The organism is Pseudonocardia sp. DSM 110487 (assembly GCF_019468565.1).
GTDB lineage: Bacteria > Actinomycetota > Actinomycetes > Mycobacteriales > Pseudonocardiaceae > Pseudonocardia.
The window spans coordinates 6,325,367-6,341,673 of record NZ_CP080521.1 but is presented as its reverse complement, the minus strand read 5'-3'; the positions used below and the strand labels follow the sequence as shown (position 1 = coordinate 6,341,673).

Genomic DNA, 16,307 nt, shown 5'->3' with positions numbered 1-16,307 from the left:
GCACGAGCGCCCCAGGATCGGAGATCACCACCCGAATGAACGCCGCCCGATTGCCCTGCCGCCACGTCGAGGCGCGACCCAGGCTAACGATCGGGTGATGGCGCTCCTAGGGGCTGAACGCGCGACAGGACGGCCACGAGTGGAGGTACCGGGTTCATGCGGGCGGTGGTGTACCGGAAGCCTTTCGACGTCGCCGTCGAGGAGGTCCCCGACCCGCGGATCGAGCACCCCAACGATGTGATCGTAAGGATCACTTCCACCGGTATCTCCGGCTCGGATCTGCACGTGTACGAGGGCCGGACCGCGGCGGAGCCGGGGACCGTGTTCGGCCACGAGAACCTCGGGATCGTCGAGGACGTCGGCAGTGGCGTCACCGGTCTGGAGCACGGTGATCGCGTGGTGATGCCGTTCAACATCGCCTGCGGCTTCTGCAAGAACTGCGTCACCGGCCTCACCGGCTTCTGCCTGACGCTGAACCCGCAGGGCATCCCGCTCGGCGTGTGCGGAAATTCCGCGATCCCACCCTATCCGGGAGGTCAGGCCGAGTACCTCAGAGTGCCTTATGCGGACTTCAACTGCTTGCCGTTGCCCGCCGGAATCGATCACGAGTCGGACTACGCGCTCCTCGCGGACATCTTTTCCACCGGTTACCACGGATGCGAGCTCGCGGGCGTCTCCCCGGGCGAGACGGTTGCGGTGTTCGGCGCCGGACCGCTCGGCCTGATGGCCGCCTACGCCGCCCTGCTCCGCGGTGCCGCCCAGGTCTTCGTGGCCGACCGCGTGCCCGCATGGCTCGCCATGGCAAGGGAGATCGGCGCGATCCCGATCGACCTCGCGCAAGGCGACCCGGTCCGGCAGATCAAGGACCTGACCGGTGGGGAGGGCACCGACCGGGGAATCGACGCGGTGGGCCACCAGCCCGCCGGTGCCGCGGCGCCCGACCCTGCACTCGGCAGGCTCGCGCAGATCGTGCGCCCCGCAGGCTCGCTCGGTGTGCCAGGGCACTGCGTGCCGTCGGACCCCGGCCGGCTGTCGCCCGCCCTCGACGCGGTGTTCGAGAGGGGCCTGCGGCTGGGCACGGGGCAGGCGAACGTCAAGCGCTACAACCGGCAGCTCCGTGACCTGATCATGCAGGGCCGGGCCAGCCCCGGATTCGTCGTGTCCCACGAGCTGCCGCTCGCGGAGGCGCCGACCGCCTACGAGAGCGTCGAGCGGCAGGCCGAGGGATTCACCAAGGTCATTCTCAAACCAGAGGCCGCTTGAGGAGCTATTCCGACAAAGTTCCGAATGAGGAGGTGGAGCCGGTGACGAGTACCGCGCAGGAGCGTACAGCCCTGCTTGGCAAGCTCGGCCTGGATGGCCAGAACAAGGCGGCGCTGGGCAGCGTTCTGGCGACCGGAAACATTGCACAGGCCACGGAGAGAAGCGACGGCCGCATGGAGGCGACGATCCGGATCAACCCGGACGAGCTGTGCTGGGACCCGTCGGTCCTGGTCCTGCCCCACGGCGGCGATATCGAGCTCACACTCATCAACGACGACCTGAACACGCATTGCGCGCTCCTGCCGAGCAACGGCGACCGGAAGTTCATCTGGCTGGTGAACCATTCCCGGGGACGGGCGACGCTCAACCTCGACGGACCGGGCTACTACTGGTTCAGCTCGCCCACCGGAAACGACGAGGGACGGGGACTCACGGGCGCGATCGTCGTACTCGGCGACGTTCCACCGGAGGCCCGACTCGACCGACCCGAACAGCCGCGGCCATAGGAAGGAGGAGAGGATATGACGACCGCTGATTACGTCGACGCGGGCGAGGCCATCGACCAGGGACTCCTCAACTACAAGACTCCCGGTGGGGATGTCGCGCCACCAGTCGTGGCAGAAGTCACCTACGAGCGCATTCTCAACGCTCGCGAGGAACCGCAGAACTGGCTCACCTACTACGGGGCCTACAACGGGCAGCGCTACAGCCCGCTGGACCAGCTCAACACGGAGAACGTCCGGCGCCTGACTCCGGCGTGGGTCTTCCAGGCCGGCACGAGCGGCCTGATCGCGGGCGCGTCGACGTACTCGTTCGAGGCCGCTCCCGTCGTCGTCGACGGGGTGATGTTCGTATCCGGCTGGGACGGCTGGGTGTGGGCCCTCGACGCGAAGACCGGCGTGGAGATCTGGCGCTACAAGCACGCGATTCCGTTCGACGTGTCCCTGTGCTGCGGGAACGTGAACCGCGGGGTCGCCGTGGCCAAGGGGAAGGTCTTCTTCGTCACCGCGAACGCCCACGTGCTCGCGCTCGACGCCACCAACGGCAAGCGCGTGTGGGACAAGACCTACGGGGACGTGCGCGCCGGTGAGAGCGCCACGGTCGCCCCGCTGGTCGTCAAGAACCTGGTCATCGTCGGCAGCTCGGGCGGCGAGTTCGGCACGCGCGGCCACCTCGACGCCTTCGACGTCGACTCCGGCGAGCACCAGTGGCGCTGCTACATGGTCCCGAAGCCCGGCGAGCCCGGCTCCGAGACATGGCCCGACGGCGAGGCGTGGCAGCGTGGCGGCGCGAACTGCTGGCTCACCAGCACCTTCGACGCCGAGACCAACCTGCTGTACGTGGGCACCGGCAACCCGGCGCCCGACTTCGACGGCGAGGTCAGGGAGGGCGACAACCTCTTCACCGACAGCATCGTCGCCGTCGACGTGGACAGCGGTCAGATCCGCTGGCACTACCAGTGCACACCGCACGACGTGTGGGACTACGACAGCATCGCCGAGTGCATCCTGTTCGAGCACGAGAACCGCAGGCTGCTCGGGCACTTCGACAAGAACGGCTACTTCTTCGTGCTGGACCGCACGAACGGCGAGCGGGTCAGCATCACGCCCTTCGTGGACCGGATCACGTGGGGAGCGATCACGAGGGAGGGCCAGGTCACGGCAAAGGTCTACCCCGACAAGGAAGGAGAACCGGTCCACTTCTACCCGGGACCGGCCGGCGCCAAGGAATGGACCCACGCGTCCTACAGCCCGCGAACGGGGCTCTTCTACGTGCCGGTGCAGGACACGGGTGCGACGGCCACCCGCCGCCGGCGCGAGTTCAAGGAGAGCATCCCCTACTGGGGCGCGGGCGTTCAGGTGGACATCGAGGACATGGCGGGGTCCATCAGCGCGTTCGACGCCACTGGCGAGGAGAAGTGGCGCTATCGCAACGAGCTCCCGATGTGCGCCTCAACGCTGGCCACGGGCGGCGACTTGGTGTTCGCCGGCAAACCGACGGGTGAGTTCGTCGCGCTCGACGCCCGCACCGGGGAGCAGCTGTGGCAGTTCCAGTGCGGTAGCGGCCACCACAGCAGCCCCACGACCTTCAGCGTGGACGGACGGCAGTACGTGGCCGTGCCGGTCGGCTGGGGCGGATGGGCCGAGGGGTTCCTGCCCGGCATGCTCGGCGCGGGCCACGGCAGCGCGCTCATCACCTTTGCCCTGCCTGAAGAGTGATGCCCTGAAGAGTGACGCGGTGACATGAACACGGCGAATTCGTGATCCGGCGACCGAAAGGAGGTGACCCTGTGGAGCTCGCTGAATGGGAGACCCCCGAGTTCGAGGAATTCGCGTGCGCGCCCGAGGTGACGATGTACGTCGCCCGGATGGACGACTGATACCGAGTCCGGGGGGCGCCCAAAGGGCGTCCCCCAGGAGGGGGATGCCGGCGTGTGGATTCGCGTGCTCGGGTCGGCCGCGGGTGGCGGGTTCCCGCAGTGGAACTGTGACTGCCCGGGATGCCGGGCGGTCCGGGACGGCACCCGGCCATGCCGGCCCCGCACGCAGTCGTCTGTTGCGGTGAGCGCCGACCGGCGGCGTTGGTTCCTGCTGAACGCATCCCCCGACATCCGGGCCCAGATCGAGTCGTTCCCCGCCCTGCGCCCGCGGGACGGCCGCACGACGCCGATCCAGGCGGTGCTGCTCACCGACGCCGAGCTCGACCACACGCTCGGTCTGCTGCTCCTGCGGGAGGGGCGGGGCATCGACGTGCACTCGACCGAGGCTGCGCGCGCCACGCTCGCCGACGGGACGTCGATCCTGCGCACGCTCGAGGCCTACTGCCCGGTGCGCTGGCACCCGGTGGTGCCGGACGCCGACGTCTCGCTCGGCGACGGGCTGTCGTACCGGGCCTTCGACGTGCCGACGAGCAAGCGGGCGCGCTTCGGTTCCGGTTCCGAGAAGGGCCGGGTGGTCGGCTACCGCCTGACCGACGAACGCACCGGCCGGTCCGCCGTCCACCTGCCGGGCATGCAGTCCTTCACCCCGGTGCGCGACCAGGTGGAGGGCTGCTCATGCCTGCTCGTCGACGGCACCTGCTGGCGCGACGACGAGCTGATCGAGCTCGGCCTGGCCCGCAAGACGTCGCGCGAGATGGGGCACCTGCCCATCGACGGTCCCGGCGGGAGCCTCGCGCAGCTCGCCCCGCTGCCGATAGCCCGAAAGATCTACATCCACATCAACAACACGAACCCGATCCTGCTCGACGACTCGCGCGAGCGGCGAGCCGTGGAGGACAACGGCATGGAGGTGGCGGTGGACGGCATGGAGGTGCAGGTATGACGGCGACCCTTGCGGATACCGATCAGTTCGTCGCCGCGCTGCGCGCCCAGTCGCAGCGCTACCACGCGCTGCACCCGTTCCACCGCCGGATGAACGAGGGCTCGCTGAGCCGCGAGCAGGTGCGGGGATGGGTGGCCAACCGCTTCCACTACCAGGCCAACATCCCCCGCAAGGACGCCGCGATCCTGTCCAACTGCCCGCACCCGGAGGTGCGCCGCCGCTGGATCCGCCGCATCGTCGACCACGACGGCACCGCTGCGGGTGAGGGCGGGATCGAGGCGTGGCTCTCCCTCGGCGAGGCGGTGGGGCTCTCACGTGCGGAGGTGGCCGACGAGCGGCACGTCGTGCCCGGTGTGCGCTTCGCGGTGGACGCCTACGTGACGTTCGCCCGCACCCGGCCGTGGGTCGAGGCGGTCGCATCGTCGCTGACCGAGCTGTTCGCGCCGGATCTGATGGCCGAGCGCCTCGCCGCGTTCGAGCGGCACTACCCGTGGATCGACCCCGCCGGGCTCGCCTACTTCCGGGCCCGCCTGACCCAGGCGCCCCGCGACTCCGAGCACGCCCTCGAGGTCGTCACCGAGCACTGCAGAACGCCTGCCGAGCAGGCTGCGGCCGTGGCGGCGCTCGCGTTCAAGAACGACGTCCTCTGGAGCATGCTCGATGCCATCGAACAGAACTACGCAGACCAGGCTCATCGACAGCCATGACCGTCCGCTCCTCGCGCCGCACGTCCGGCTGACGTTCGACCCGGCGCGGGAGCGGCACGTGCTGCTCTCGCCGGAGACCGTCGTCGTCCTGAACGCGACCGGCACGGACATCCTCGAGCTCTGCGACGGGCAGCGCACCGTGACCGAGATCGTGACCGAGCTGAACGCGCGGTACTCCCGGGTCGTCGACGAGGACGTGCGGCAGTTCCTCGCCCGGCTCGTCGAGCGACGGTGTGTGGAGGTCGAGCGTGGATAGGCCCTTCGCGCTGCTGGCCGAGCTCACGTACGAATGCCCGCTCCACTGCGCCTACTGCTCCAACCCGCTCGAGCTCGCCCGCTACGCCGACGAGCTGACCACCGCGGAATGGCAGCGGGTGTTCACCGAGGCGCGAGAGCTAGGTGCGCTGCAGCTGCACCTGTCCGGCGGGGAGCCGCTGCGGCGCCGCGACGTCGTCGAGCTGGTGCGGACCGGCCGTGAGCTGGGGATGTACTCGAACCTCGTGACGAGCGGGCTCGGCTTCTCCGCATCTCGGGCCGAGCGGCTGCGCGAGGCGGGCCTCGACCACGTGCAGATCAGCGTGCAGGCCGACGAGCCGGTCCTGTCCGACCGGCTGGCCGGCACGCCGTCGTACGAGCGCAAGATCGACGCGGCCCGCACCGTCAAGAAGCTCGGCTGGCCGCTGACCGTGAACGTGGTGCTGCACCGGCAGAACCTGGATCGGATCGAGGGCATCCTCGACCTGGTCGAGGCGATGGACGCCGACCGCGTCGAGCTCGCCAACACCCAGTACTACGGCTGGGCATGGCGCAACCGGGACGCCCTGCTGCCGAGCCGGGAGCAGCTCGAGCGGGCCGAGAAGGTGGTGCGGGCCGCGCGGGAGCGGCTGAGCGGCCGGATGCAGATCCTCTACATCCTCCCCGATTACTACGAGCGCTACCCCAAGCCCTGCATGGGTGGCTGGGCGAGCCGCCAGCTCGTCGTCGCGCCCAATGGCGACGCCCTGCCCTGCCTGGCCGCGCACGAGCTCCCGCTGCCCCGCGCGAACGTGCGAGAGCGGTCCCTTGACTGGATCTGGGAGGAGTCGCCGCTCTTCCAGCGGTTCCGTGGCACGGACTGGATGCCCGAGCCGTGCCGTGGCTGCGAGCGCCGCGAGCTCGACTTCGGCGGCTGCCGCTGCCAGGCGTTCCAGCTCACCGGGGACGCCGCGCGCACCGATCCGGTCTGCCACCTCTCCCCGGACCACGAGCTCGTCGCCGCCGTGGTGTCCGCCGCGAATGACCCGGCTCGTCAGCGCGAGACCGAACTGACACCCCGCCCGCATCCACGAGAGGTGGTCCCGTGACGTCGATCTTCGTCTTCCTCGCCGGCGCGGTGCTGCTGATCTACAGCGCCGAGAAGCTGATCGGCTACCTCGTGGGGATCGCGAGCGGGCTGCGGGTGTCGGTGTTCCTGCTGGCGATCATCTTCACCGGCATCGAGTTCGACGACGTCTTCCTCGGGGTCGCGCTCAACCTGGAGGACCTCGAGGGCGTTGCGCTCGGCGTCGTGTTCGGCACCGCGCTCTCGATGACCGGCGTCGTGCTCGCGCTCGCCGCCATCCTGACCCCCACCCGCGTGAACATCCCGCGCGAGTACGTCGTCGTCCTGGGCGCCGCGCCGCTCGTGATGATCGCGTTCACCGTGATGGCGCCGCTCACCGCGGTGCACGGCGTGATCCTGCTCGCGCTCTTCGTCGTGTTCATCGCCTACGTCGCCGCGCGCGAGTACCGCAGTGACACGCCGGTCTTCCGCGACGCCGAGATGTACGAGGCGTACGCGGCGGCCCGTGCCACCGGGGGCGGCACGGCGGTTGCGGACACCCCGGACACCCCGGACGAGGAGCGGCCGAACGCCTTCTCCGACGCGATGCCGTTCGTCACCACCGGGGCCCGCTCCGGCTGGATCCGGCTCGGACTCGCCGTGCTCGCCCTCGCCGGGCTGATCATCGGCGCCACGGTGACGGGCATCGGCACCGAGGGCATCCTCGAGGCCTACGGGCTCGAGGGCACCCTCTTCGGCGCGACGATCGCCACCGCCGTCCTCACCATCGAGGACATCTTCCTGACCGTGGAACCCATCCGCCGCGGCGTGCCGGAGATCGGCGTGGGCAACGTCGTCGGCAGCGTCGTCTTCTCCGTCACGGGCAAGCTGGGCATCATCCTGCTGGCCGGCGGGATCGTGGTCGAACCGGCGGTGCTCACATGGCACCTGCCTGCCCTCATCGTCGTGACCGGCCTCGGCGCCTACTTCATCTTCACGGGACGGCTGCGACGCTGGCACGGCGTCACGCTGCTCGCCCTCTACATCGCCTACTGGGTGGTCAGCTTCGGGATCTTCGAGGGCCCGCCGATCGAGGTCGACTAGACACTAGCGGCCCAGGTGCATGCCGCCGCTCACGTGAAGCACCTGACCGGTGAGGTGCGACGCCTGCGGCGAGGCCACGAACGCGACGAGCGCGGCGACCTCGTCGGCCCGCCCGAGCCTGCCGTCCGCGCTGCGGCTCTCCGCGAAGGCGCGGCGCTCCGGCGGGAAGTCCGCACCGCCGAAGAACTCGGTGCCCTCCGTCGGACCGGGTGACACCACGTTCGCCGTGATCCCGCGCGTGCCGAGCTGGAAGGCGAGCTCGCTGGTCCACGGTTCGACCGCGGCCTTGACCGCGCCGTAGCTGCCGCCACCGGACCGCGCGGTGACCGAACCCAGGTTGACGATCCGCCCGCCGTCGGCGATCCGGGGCAGCAGAGCGGTCGTGACGAGCACCGCGGTGAGCACGTTCGCCTCGAAGTTCGCCAGCCACGAGGCTCGGGTTGCGACGAGCTCGTCGGCCGGCCGGTCGGCCCGCAGGTCGGTGTTGGCACCCGCGGCGTTCACCAGCACGTCGATCGGGTCCGGCAGCTGCGGCAGTGCGGCGGTGACGGAGGCCGGGTCTGCGGCGTCGAAGGCCACCGCCTTCGCGCCGATCTCGGCCGCGGCCGCGGCGAGGACGTCCCGCCTGCGTCCGACGATCGTGACCTCGGCGCCCTCCCCGACGAGGTGTTCGGCCACTGCGCGCCCGATGCCGGTCGCGCCCCCGGTGACCACTGCGGTCCTGGTCATGATCCCTCCTCTTTAGCTCTAAAGACTGGACGCCTCGACGGTAGCAAATCTTTAGGGCTAAAGTCGGCGGGGTGGGTCACGGGGGCCGCGACGCGGTGGACGAGATCGCCGAGCAGTGGGCGCGCGAGCGCCCGGACGTGCCCGTCGGGGCGATCGGGGTCGTGGCGCGCGTGCTGCGCATCGCGAAGGCGTTCGCCGACCATCGCAGGCGCACGCTCGCGGCGCTGGGGATCGACAGCGCCACGTTCGACCTGCTCGCCACCCTGCGGCGGTCCGGCGCGCCGTTCCGGATGACGCCCGCCGAGCTCACGCAGGCGTGCCTCGTCACGGGCGGTGCGATCAGTCAACGGGTGGCGCGCGCCGAGGCGGCAGGCCTGGTCGAGACGCGGCGCACCACCGGCGGGCACACCTCGGCGGTCGAGCTGACGCCCGCGGGCCGCGAGCGGATCGACCGGGACATCGCCGAGTTCCTCGCGGCGGAGGAACGGCTCATCGCCCACCTGGCACCCGAGGAGCGCGGCGAGCTCACGCGCCTGCTGCGCGCGCTGAACGCAGGCCTCTGACATGGGGAGTGTGAGATGACACGCGTGCTCACCGCGAAGGGTGCTGCCACCCGCCGGCGGATCATCGAGGGGGCGGCCGCGCAGATCCGCGAGCACGGCGTCACCGCCACCACGCTCGAGGACATCCGTGCGCGCACGAGGACCAGCAAGAGCCAGCTCTTCCACTACTTCCCCGAAGGCAAGGACGAGCTGCTGCTCGCGGTGGCCCGCCACGAGGCCGACCGCGTCCTCGCCGACCAGCAGCCTCAGCTGGGCGAGCTGACGTCGTGGCGGGCGTGGGGCGCATGGCGAGACACCGTGGTGGCCCGGTACCGGGGGCAGGGCAGCCGCTGCCCGCTCGGCGTCGTGACGTCACAGCTGGGGCGCAGCACGCCCGGGGCGCAGGCCGTGGTCACGGAGCTGATCCAGCGCTGGCAGGACGAGCTCGCCGCCGGTGTCCGGCACATGCAGGGTGCGGGCGAGATCGATGCGGGGATCGACGCCGACCGCTCGGCGGCGGCGCTCGTGGCCGGCGTCCAAGGGGGCGTGCTGATCCTGATGTCGACCGGCGGCACGGCCCACCTCGAGGCCGCGTTGGACACCGGAATCGCGTTCCTGAGGGGTCGCCCCTGATTGGACTTGCGGGTCCAATTTTGTCGAGCCACGGTGGAGGCGTGATGAGCGACTACTACCTGCTCGGCAGGTCAGGACTGCGGGTCAGCCGGATGGCACTGGGAACGATGAACTTCGGCACTGGCGGCTTCCACGCCGCATACGGCAAGACGGAGGAGGAGGCGGAACCGATCTTCCGCGGCTACCTCGACGCGGGCGGCAACTTCATCGACACGGCGGACTTCTACACGGCGGGGGAGAGCGAGCACATCCTCGGGCGGCTGATCGCCAAGGCCGGGGTCCGGGACCGTCTGGTGCTCACCAGCAAGTTCACCAACACGGTCGACCCGGCCGACCCGAACGCGAGCGGCAACGGGCGCAAGCACATCATGCGAGCCCTCGAAGCGACGCTGCGCCGCCTCGGCACCGACTACCTCGACCTCTACCTGCTGCACACCTGGGACCGCATCACGCCGGTCGAGGAGGTCGTGCGCACCCTCGACGACCTCGTCCGCGCCGGCAAGATCCGGTACGCCGGGCTGTCCGACGTGCCCGCGTGGTACGCCGCCCGCGCGCAGAGCTATGCCGAGGCGCACGGGCTCACCCCGATGGTCACGGTGCAGCTGCCGTACTCGCTGATCGCGCGCGGCATCGAGCCGGAGTTCGTGCCGATGGCCCAGTCCCTCGGCATGGGGATCACCGCGTGGAGCCCGGTCGGCGGCGGCGTCCTCACCGGCAAGTACCGGCGCAACGGGTCGGCGCTGACGGGCTCCGGCCGCCTGGGCAACCCCGATACACCCGGGCTGGAGATCACCGACGATGGATGGAAGGTGGTGGAGGCGCTCGAGACCGTGGCCACCGATCTCGGCCGCAGCATGGCCCAGGTCGCGATCAACTGGGCGGCGACCCAGCCCGCCGTCGCGTCGGTGATCGTCGGGGCGAGCAGTCCCGCCCAGCTGGAGAGCAACCTCGCGGCGCTGCACTTCGAGATCCCGGCGGACGCCCGCCGCCTGCTCGACGAGGCGAGCGCACCGCAGCTGCCGTCGGTGTACTCGATGTTCACCGCGAGGTACCAGTCCTGGATCGTCAGTCCGGGGCTCGGGATCGGCGACAAGCCGTCCGGCTATGCGCCGCCGGTGTTCAACGGCGCCTAGTACTGCGGCCGGACTTCGTGATCATTCCTCTGATCGCAGGGCTCGGGCCGCAACTCGGCACGGAGGAGCTGCCGACGCAACCCGTGTCGGTCGACGCAGCCCGTCGCAGGTCAGACACCCCGTCGACCGGGTGCGCCGGCCGAGAACGAGCGCGCCAGGCGACTCAGGGCCCGGGTCGGGCGGTCGGGGAGCCTGTGATCATCAGGTCGGCGCCTTTCCCGACGCAGGGCGTCGGGTTTCGCGCCGAGCCGCTGATCATCGTTGGCGTCGCGGGTGCGTTCCGCGGAACGCCTCCCCTGGGGGTGCGGTTGGGTGCCGGACGCTTTCATGGGCGCGCCGTACCCGGCACCGGATAGCCCCGGTCTCACCCGCGAGCCCCCGGCTGCCGGCGTGCTCTCGCCGGTTCGCCTCGACCGGGTCGTCTTGTCGGGGTGGCTGGGTTGGGTGCACTACCGAATCATGTGGTTGCGTGGGCGGCCGTCCCCGACGCGGGGGCACGCCCGTCTGGGACGAGACCGCCGCGGTTTGGGTGCGACGCGACTGGCTGTGGTCCCGTCGTCCGCCCCTGGCCACCCCCTGGAATCTGGGGTGTGATCAGCGGAATCGGGACCTGGCCTGCATCCCTGCAGCCGGTGTGTTCAGACCGGCGAGGCACCCCTGCAGCGGGTGTCCCGGTCCTGCTGATCATGGACCTGCGCGTGGGGCCTGTCCCTGGAGTGGCCTGGCCATGATCACCCGGAGAAGGGCTGGTGTGTGGAGGGTCGGGACCACAGCCAGTCGCGTGGCACCCGGCAGGACGGTCTCGTCGAAACGGGCCTGTGCCCGCGTCGGGGACGGCCGCCCACGCAACCCCACTAATCGGTAGTGCACCCAACCCAGCCACCCCCGCAAAGCGACCGGGTCGAGGCAGCCGGCAGAACCACACGCGAAGCCCGGACCACGAGGCGGGTACCGGGCGGCCCGGGCCGGGAACGGCGCGCCCACCGGCAGGCACTCGACCAGATCGACCCGTTGGATCGACACGATCGCACCCCGACCGTCCTGGCGCCCGGGCCGGTGGGAGGCAAGATCTGAACGGTCGGTTGTCCATGGCTGCTCTCACGACCGTGAGCACCCGAAACTCCGGATCATGGACGCGAAGATCGCAAGTATCGGTTGCTCATGGTTGTCGCCACAGCCATGACCAACCGATACTGCGGATCATGGGCGCGGCCTAGTGCCCCGGCCCGTCAGCTGACGCCGCCCGCGAACTCGACGATCGCGGCGTTGACCTCCTCCGGCCGTTCCTGCTGGGTCCAGTGCCCGCAGTCCGGCAGGACGGTGACGCCGCGCAGGTCGGGGAGCGTGCCGCGCAGCGAGTCGGCGAGGGCGTCGGCGGGGACACCGGCGATCACGAGGTCGTGCTCGCCCGCCAGGTACAGGGCGGGCCGGGTGACGAGGGTCTCGTGCCATGCGGCGGTGAGCTCCCAGTTGCGGTCGATGTTGCGGTACCAGTTGAGCCCGCCGGTGAACCCGCGGTCGCGGTACTCCTCGACGTAGACGTCGAGGTCCTGCTCGGTGAGCCAGGCAGGCAGGCGATCCGGTTCGGGCAGGAAACCCAGGAAGCCGCCGCCCGGCTCGACCACCGGCAGCGGCGGCGGCGTTCCTCCTGATGTGGCCGAGAGCAGCCGCCGGAACGTGGTGCGCGGGTCGGCGGCCAGCTCGGCGTCGGCCAGGCCGGGCGTCTGGAAATGCAGCATGTAGTACCCGGGGCCGAAGCGGCGGGCGAACGCGTCCGTGGGGCGGACCGAGCCGCGTGGGCGGAACGGCACCGACAACCCGACGACGCCGCGCACGCGGTCGGGCCGCAACAGCGCCGTGTGCCAAGCGACCGGGCCTCCCCAGTCGTGCCCGACGACGACGGCCCGCTCGGCCCCGACGGCGTCCAGCACCCCGATCGCGTCGCCCACCAGGTGGAGGATCGTGTAGTCCTCGATCGCGGCGGGTGCGTCGCTGCGCGCGTGACCGCGCTGGTCGGGGGCGACGGCGCGGAACCCGGCCGCCGCGAGCGCCACCAGCTGGTGTCGCCATGAGTACCAGCACTCCGGGAACCCGTGCAGCAGCAGGACGACGGGCCCGTCCTCCGGCCCGGCCTCGGCCAGGTGCATCCGCAGGCCGTGCACATCGATGAACCGGTGCGTGATCGCGGTGGCGTCCATGACCGCGAACCTACGGCGGCTAGCGTTGCACGGGTGAACACCTCCGCTCCCGAGCCGCGGGTCCTGGTGATCGGGTTCGACCCGTACCGGGTGCCCGGGCCATGGGATCCCGCGGCCGTGGCCGATGCACTCGCCGTCTCCATGGCTCGTTTCGCCGACGCCGGGATCGGGGCCGAAACCTGCCTGTTCGGGCTCGACGGGAGCGACGACATCGAGGCGGTCGTGACCGACGCGCTCGCCAGCCGGCCGTGGGAGGTGGTCGTCATCGGCGGCGGCGTCCGCAAGCCCGAGGAGCTGCTCGACCTCTTCGAGCGTGTCGTCAACCTCGTGCGCCGGCACGCACCGGACGCCGCGATCGCCTTCAACAGCTCGCCGTCCGACACCTTCGAGGCCGCGGCGCGCTGGCTGGGCCCACAGGGCTAGTGGTTCGCAAGATCACGAGCTATGGCTCCAGCACTACGATGACGCGGTGAAGTTCGTGATGGTGCCGGGTGGCTGGCAAGGCGGATGGGTGTTCGACTCGGTGGCCGCCGAGCTGCACCGAGAGGGCCACCACGTCGAGGCGGTGACCCTGTCCGGGCTGGAGTTGGACGGCCCGGTCGACGCGGACCGTCCGCCGAACCTCGACACCCATATCGACCAGGTAGCCGCGATCATCGATCGTCACGACGAAACGCCACTCGCGCTGTGCGGGCACAGCTACGGCGGGATGGTGATCGCCGGTGTCGCGGACCGGCTCGGTCACCGCCTCGATCAACTCGTCTTCATCGACGCCTACGTCCCGGACGACGGGGATTCGTGTTGGTCTCTGACCAGCGAAAGCTTCCGGGAGTTGTTCATAGCCGGCGCCCGCGCCGACGGCCGATGGGTCGCAGTCCCTGACGGGCTCGACCCTCGCGCGCGACCACACCCGATGGCGAGCTTCGTTCAGTCGATCAGGCTGGAAGGCAACCCCAGGCCCGCGCTCAGCCGCACGTTCATCAGCGGTGGCGCGTGGCCAGGTAGCCCGTTCGTGACCCTGACCGAACGGTTACGCGACGACTCGGGCTGGCGGGTTCACGATATTCCCGTTGGTCACAACATCGCCCGCCGCGACCCGCACAGCCTCGCGGCGATTCTCGGCGCACTGCCACCGGCCATCCGCTGACCCCCCTGCACGACGAAGGCCGTCAGCGGATCACACGTCGGCGTAGTCCCTTGACCGCGCTGGTCGCCTCGGGCACCATCCGGTCTGACCGGTCAGGCCGCTGGCTGGTGACCGACAGCCCCGGAGCGTCGTGAAGATCATTGGGATTGAAACCGTGCGCCTCCCGCCGCTGCCCAACCTGCTCTACGTACGCGTCCACACTGATGCCGGGCTCGTCGGCCTCGGTGAGACCTTCTACGGCGCGGCGGCGGTGGAAACCGTCGTGCACCAGGAACTGGCGCCCCGGATCATCGGCCTGGACGCAGGTGATCGCGACAGCATCCGCCGTGTGGCGACCGGCTACGTCGGCTACGCCGGCAGTGGTGCGGAGACGCGCGCCCGCAGTGCCGTGGACCTGGCCCTCTGGGACCTGGCCGGACAGGCGGCGGGGCTGCCGGTGGCCGACCTGTTGGGGCGGGTCCGGCAGAGCATTCGCGTGTACAACACCTGTGCCGGCCCGCTGTACATGCGCGGTACGTCGGGGCAGTCCTCCCAGAACTGGGGCGTCGTCGCCGGCGGAACCCCCGGCCGCTACGAGGATCTCGCGGGTTTCCTGCACCGGCCGGCCGAACTGGCGGAAGACCTGCTCGCCCAGGGCATCTCAGCCATGAAGATCTGGCCTTTCGACCGGGCCGCCGAGAGCAGCGACGGGCAGAGAATCGACGATGCCGACCTGGCGGCAGGTCTGGAGCCCCTGCGCCGGATCCGTTCGGCCGTGGGCGACAGGATGGGCATCGCCGTCGAGCTGCACGCACTGTGGCAACCCGCGCCCGCCCTGCGCATTCTGCGGGCGGTGGCGGAGTTCGAGCCGTTCTGGGTGGAGGACCCACTGCGGCCCGACGACGTACACGGGCTGGCGGAGCTGCGCCGGCAGAGTTCGGTCCCGATCGCGGCGGGGGAGACGCTCGGCGGTGCGATGGCGCACCGGAACCTCCTCGCGGCCGAGGGCGTCGACGTCGCGATCGTCGACGTCGGATGGGTCGGGGGCGTCACGGAGGCGCTCGAGGTGGCTGCGGCCGCGCAGGCCGCGGGCCGGCAACTGGCGCTGCACGACTGCAGTGGTCCGCTGGTCTTCGCGGCCAGTGTGGCGCTGGCGAGTCACCTGCCGGGGGTCGAGGTGCAGGAGTTCACCCGCTCCTACTTCCACGGATGGTGGCCGGAGATCGTGGACGGTCTCCCCGACGTCGCTGACGGTCGGGTGCGGCCCGCCGCAGGCCCGGGTTTCGGAATCCGCTTGCGCGATCACGTCCTCGCCGACCCGGAGACCCGCATCGTCGGTAGCGGGGCATTCGTGGCTACCGTTCCGGTATGACCGACGCGCCCTCCCGTGGGGTCCGCCCCCCGCGGCTCGCCCTCGAGGGCCGGCTGGAGGAGGAGCTGCTCTCCGGCAGGCTCGCGGCAGGGGACCAGCTGCCCTCGGAACGGGTGCTCGCCGAGCGGTACAACGTCAGCAGGCCGATCGTGCGGGAGGTGTTGCGCAGCCTGCAGGAGCGTGGCCTGCTCGACGTCGTGCCCGGCCGCGGTACGTTCGTGCGTCCGCCACGCGTCGCGGACGGCGCCCGTCCGCTGGATTCCTTCTACCGCCGCCGGAACGCGACTCCACGGGAGGTCGCGGAGGCCCGCATCATGGTCGAGACGGTCACGGCCGCGGCCGCCGCGCGACTGGCGACGCCAGAGGACCTGAACGAGCTGCGGGTCACCCTGGAGCGGTTCGACCACGCGGACACCGTGATCGGCAAGGCGCGCCAGGACATCGTCTTCCACGCCACGATCGCGCGGATCGCCCGGAACTCGGTGATCGAGGTCATGTTCGCCTCGGTGTCGGGGCTGGCGTTCGAGCAGATGCTGCGCAGCCTGGCCGACCCGGAGGTCGTCCGTGCGGGTGAGCCCTTCCATCGGCAGATCTATGAGGCCATCCGGGAGCACGACCCGGCGCGGGCGAGCCAGGCGATGCTGGAGCACCTGTCGGTGGCGCAACGGCTCTACGGCGCCGACTACGACGCCAGCCTGGACGCGCTGGCGCGGCGCGAGCTCGAACGGCTCGGCCCCGCCGTGAGTCTCGATCATCTGCTGAACGAGGTCTTCGAGCAGGTCGCGCCCGACCGCTGAGGCGTGGACCTTGACGCTGCGAATACGTCTGGGCATTGTGGTCTGACCGGTTTTACCGCCCTTCCGACAACGAGGTCACT

At 70.5% G+C, this 16,307-nt stretch carries 18 protein-coding genes; 16 read left to right on the top strand and 2 right to left on the bottom strand.

All coding sequences use genetic code 11. The annotated features are described in order from the left end of the window. Positions 1–156 precede the first annotated feature (156 nt). The 9 genes from K1T35_RS29565 to K1T35_RS29525 all read left to right on the top strand — a co-directional run bounded on the left by K1T35_RS29565 (position 157) and on the right by K1T35_RS29525 (position 7,697). Positions 157–1,263 (top strand): glutathione-independent formaldehyde dehydrogenase, encoded by a 1,107-nt coding sequence (locus tag K1T35_RS29565; RefSeq protein WP_220255075.1) that lies wholly within the window; start codon positions 157–159, stop codon positions 1,261–1,263. 41 nt (positions 1,264–1,304) lie between these two features. Beyond that, complete coding sequence (locus tag K1T35_RS29560) at positions 1,305–1,769, top strand: MSMEG_3727 family PQQ-associated protein (protein WP_220255074.1); 465 nt, start codon at positions 1,305–1,307, stop codon at positions 1,767–1,769. A gap of 15 nt (positions 1,770–1,784) precedes the next feature. Further along, positions 1,785–3,482: a PQQ-dependent dehydrogenase, methanol/ethanol family gene (locus K1T35_RS29555; protein WP_220255073.1), complete on the top strand. Its 1,698-nt coding sequence runs from the start codon at positions 1,785–1,787 to the stop codon at positions 3,480–3,482. A gap of 71 nt (positions 3,483–3,553) precedes the next feature. After that, on the top strand, positions 3,554–3,643 hold the full coding sequence (gene pqqA / locus K1T35_RS29550; RefSeq protein WP_246121799.1) for a pyrroloquinoline quinone precursor peptide PqqA: 90 nt from the start codon (positions 3,554–3,556) through the stop codon (positions 3,641–3,643). Positions 3,644–3,695: 52 nt separating this feature from the next. Beyond that, a complete protein-coding gene (pqqB, locus tag K1T35_RS29545; RefSeq protein WP_220255071.1) occupies positions 3,696–4,586 on the top strand; it encodes a pyrroloquinoline quinone biosynthesis protein PqqB in 891 nt (296 codons plus the stop codon). Continuing rightward, positions 4,583–5,293: a pyrroloquinoline-quinone synthase PqqC gene (gene pqqC, locus K1T35_RS29540; protein ID WP_220255070.1), complete on the top strand. Its 711-nt coding sequence runs from the start codon at positions 4,583–4,585 to the stop codon at positions 5,291–5,293. Before pqqB ends, pqqC begins: the two co-directional genes overlap by 4 nt. After that, positions 5,247–5,549 carry a pyrroloquinoline quinone biosynthesis peptide chaperone PqqD gene (pqqD, locus tag K1T35_RS29535; protein ID WP_220255069.1) on the top strand — a complete coding sequence of 101 codons (303 nt, stop codon included), beginning with the start codon at positions 5,247–5,249 and terminating at the stop codon, positions 5,547–5,549. The genes pqqC and pqqD overlap by 47 nt, the downstream gene beginning before the upstream one ends. Then, entirely contained in the window at positions 5,542–6,636 is a 1,095-nt protein-coding gene (gene pqqE / locus K1T35_RS29530) for a pyrroloquinoline quinone biosynthesis protein PqqE (RefSeq protein ID WP_220255068.1), read from the top strand. The genes pqqD and pqqE overlap by 8 nt, the downstream gene beginning before the upstream one ends. After that, entirely contained in the window at positions 6,633–7,697 is a 1,065-nt protein-coding gene (locus K1T35_RS29525; RefSeq protein ID WP_220255067.1) for a sodium:calcium antiporter, read from the top strand. Before pqqE ends, K1T35_RS29525 begins: the two co-directional genes overlap by 4 nt. 3 nt (positions 7,698–7,700) lie before the next feature. On the opposite strand, the gene K1T35_RS29520 is transcribed toward K1T35_RS29525, so the two are convergent. Continuing rightward, complete coding sequence (locus K1T35_RS29520) at positions 7,701–8,426, bottom strand: SDR family NAD(P)-dependent oxidoreductase (protein WP_220255066.1); 726 nt, start codon at positions 8,424–8,426, stop codon at positions 7,701–7,703. Between the two features lie 71 nt (positions 8,427–8,497). Between K1T35_RS29520 and K1T35_RS29515 the strand changes: the two genes are divergently transcribed. The 3 genes from K1T35_RS29515 to K1T35_RS29505 are packed head-to-tail and all read left to right on the top strand — an operon-like array spanning position 8,498 to position 10,734. Further along, entirely contained in the window at positions 8,498–8,989 is a 492-nt protein-coding gene (locus K1T35_RS29515) for a MarR family winged helix-turn-helix transcriptional regulator (protein ID WP_255620872.1), read from the top strand. 15 nt (positions 8,990–9,004) lie between these two features. Next, positions 9,005–9,601 carry a TetR/AcrR family transcriptional regulator gene (locus K1T35_RS29510; RefSeq protein WP_220255065.1) on the top strand — a complete coding sequence of 199 codons (597 nt, stop codon included), beginning with the start codon at positions 9,005–9,007 and terminating at the stop codon, positions 9,599–9,601. 44 nt (positions 9,602–9,645) lie between these two features. Then, positions 9,646–10,734 (top strand): aldo/keto reductase, encoded by a 1,089-nt coding sequence (locus K1T35_RS29505; protein ID WP_220255064.1) that lies wholly within the window; start codon positions 9,646–9,648, stop codon positions 10,732–10,734. Between the two features lie 1,229 nt (positions 10,735–11,963). Here K1T35_RS29505 and K1T35_RS29500 read toward each other — a convergent pair. Continuing rightward, positions 11,964–12,932: an alpha/beta fold hydrolase gene (locus tag K1T35_RS29500; protein WP_220255063.1), complete on the bottom strand. Its 969-nt coding sequence runs from the start codon at positions 12,930–12,932 to the stop codon at positions 11,964–11,966. Positions 12,933–12,965: 33 nt separating this feature from the next. Between K1T35_RS29500 and K1T35_RS29495 the strand changes: the two genes are divergently transcribed. From K1T35_RS29495 to K1T35_RS29480, 4 genes are all read left to right on the top strand, one after another. Next, the gene (locus K1T35_RS29495; RefSeq protein WP_220255062.1) at positions 12,966–13,355 is read left to right on the top strand and encodes a hypothetical protein; all 390 of its coding nucleotides are present in this window, start codon (positions 12,966–12,968) and stop codon (positions 13,353–13,355) included. A 46-nt stretch (positions 13,356–13,401) separates the two neighbouring features. Further along, entirely contained in the window at positions 13,402–14,079 is a 678-nt protein-coding gene (locus tag K1T35_RS29490; RefSeq protein ID WP_255620871.1) for an alpha/beta fold hydrolase, read from the top strand. 154 nt (positions 14,080–14,233) lie between these two features. After that, positions 14,234–15,430, top strand: a complete 1,197-nt coding sequence (locus K1T35_RS29485; protein ID WP_220255061.1) for a mandelate racemase/muconate lactonizing enzyme family protein — start codon at positions 14,234–14,236, stop codon at positions 15,428–15,430. Further along, a complete protein-coding gene (locus K1T35_RS29480) occupies positions 15,427–16,227 on the top strand; it encodes a FadR/GntR family transcriptional regulator (RefSeq protein ID WP_220255059.1) in 801 nt (266 codons plus the stop codon). Before K1T35_RS29485 ends, K1T35_RS29480 begins: the two co-directional genes overlap by 4 nt. Positions 16,228–16,307 lie beyond the last annotated feature (80 nt).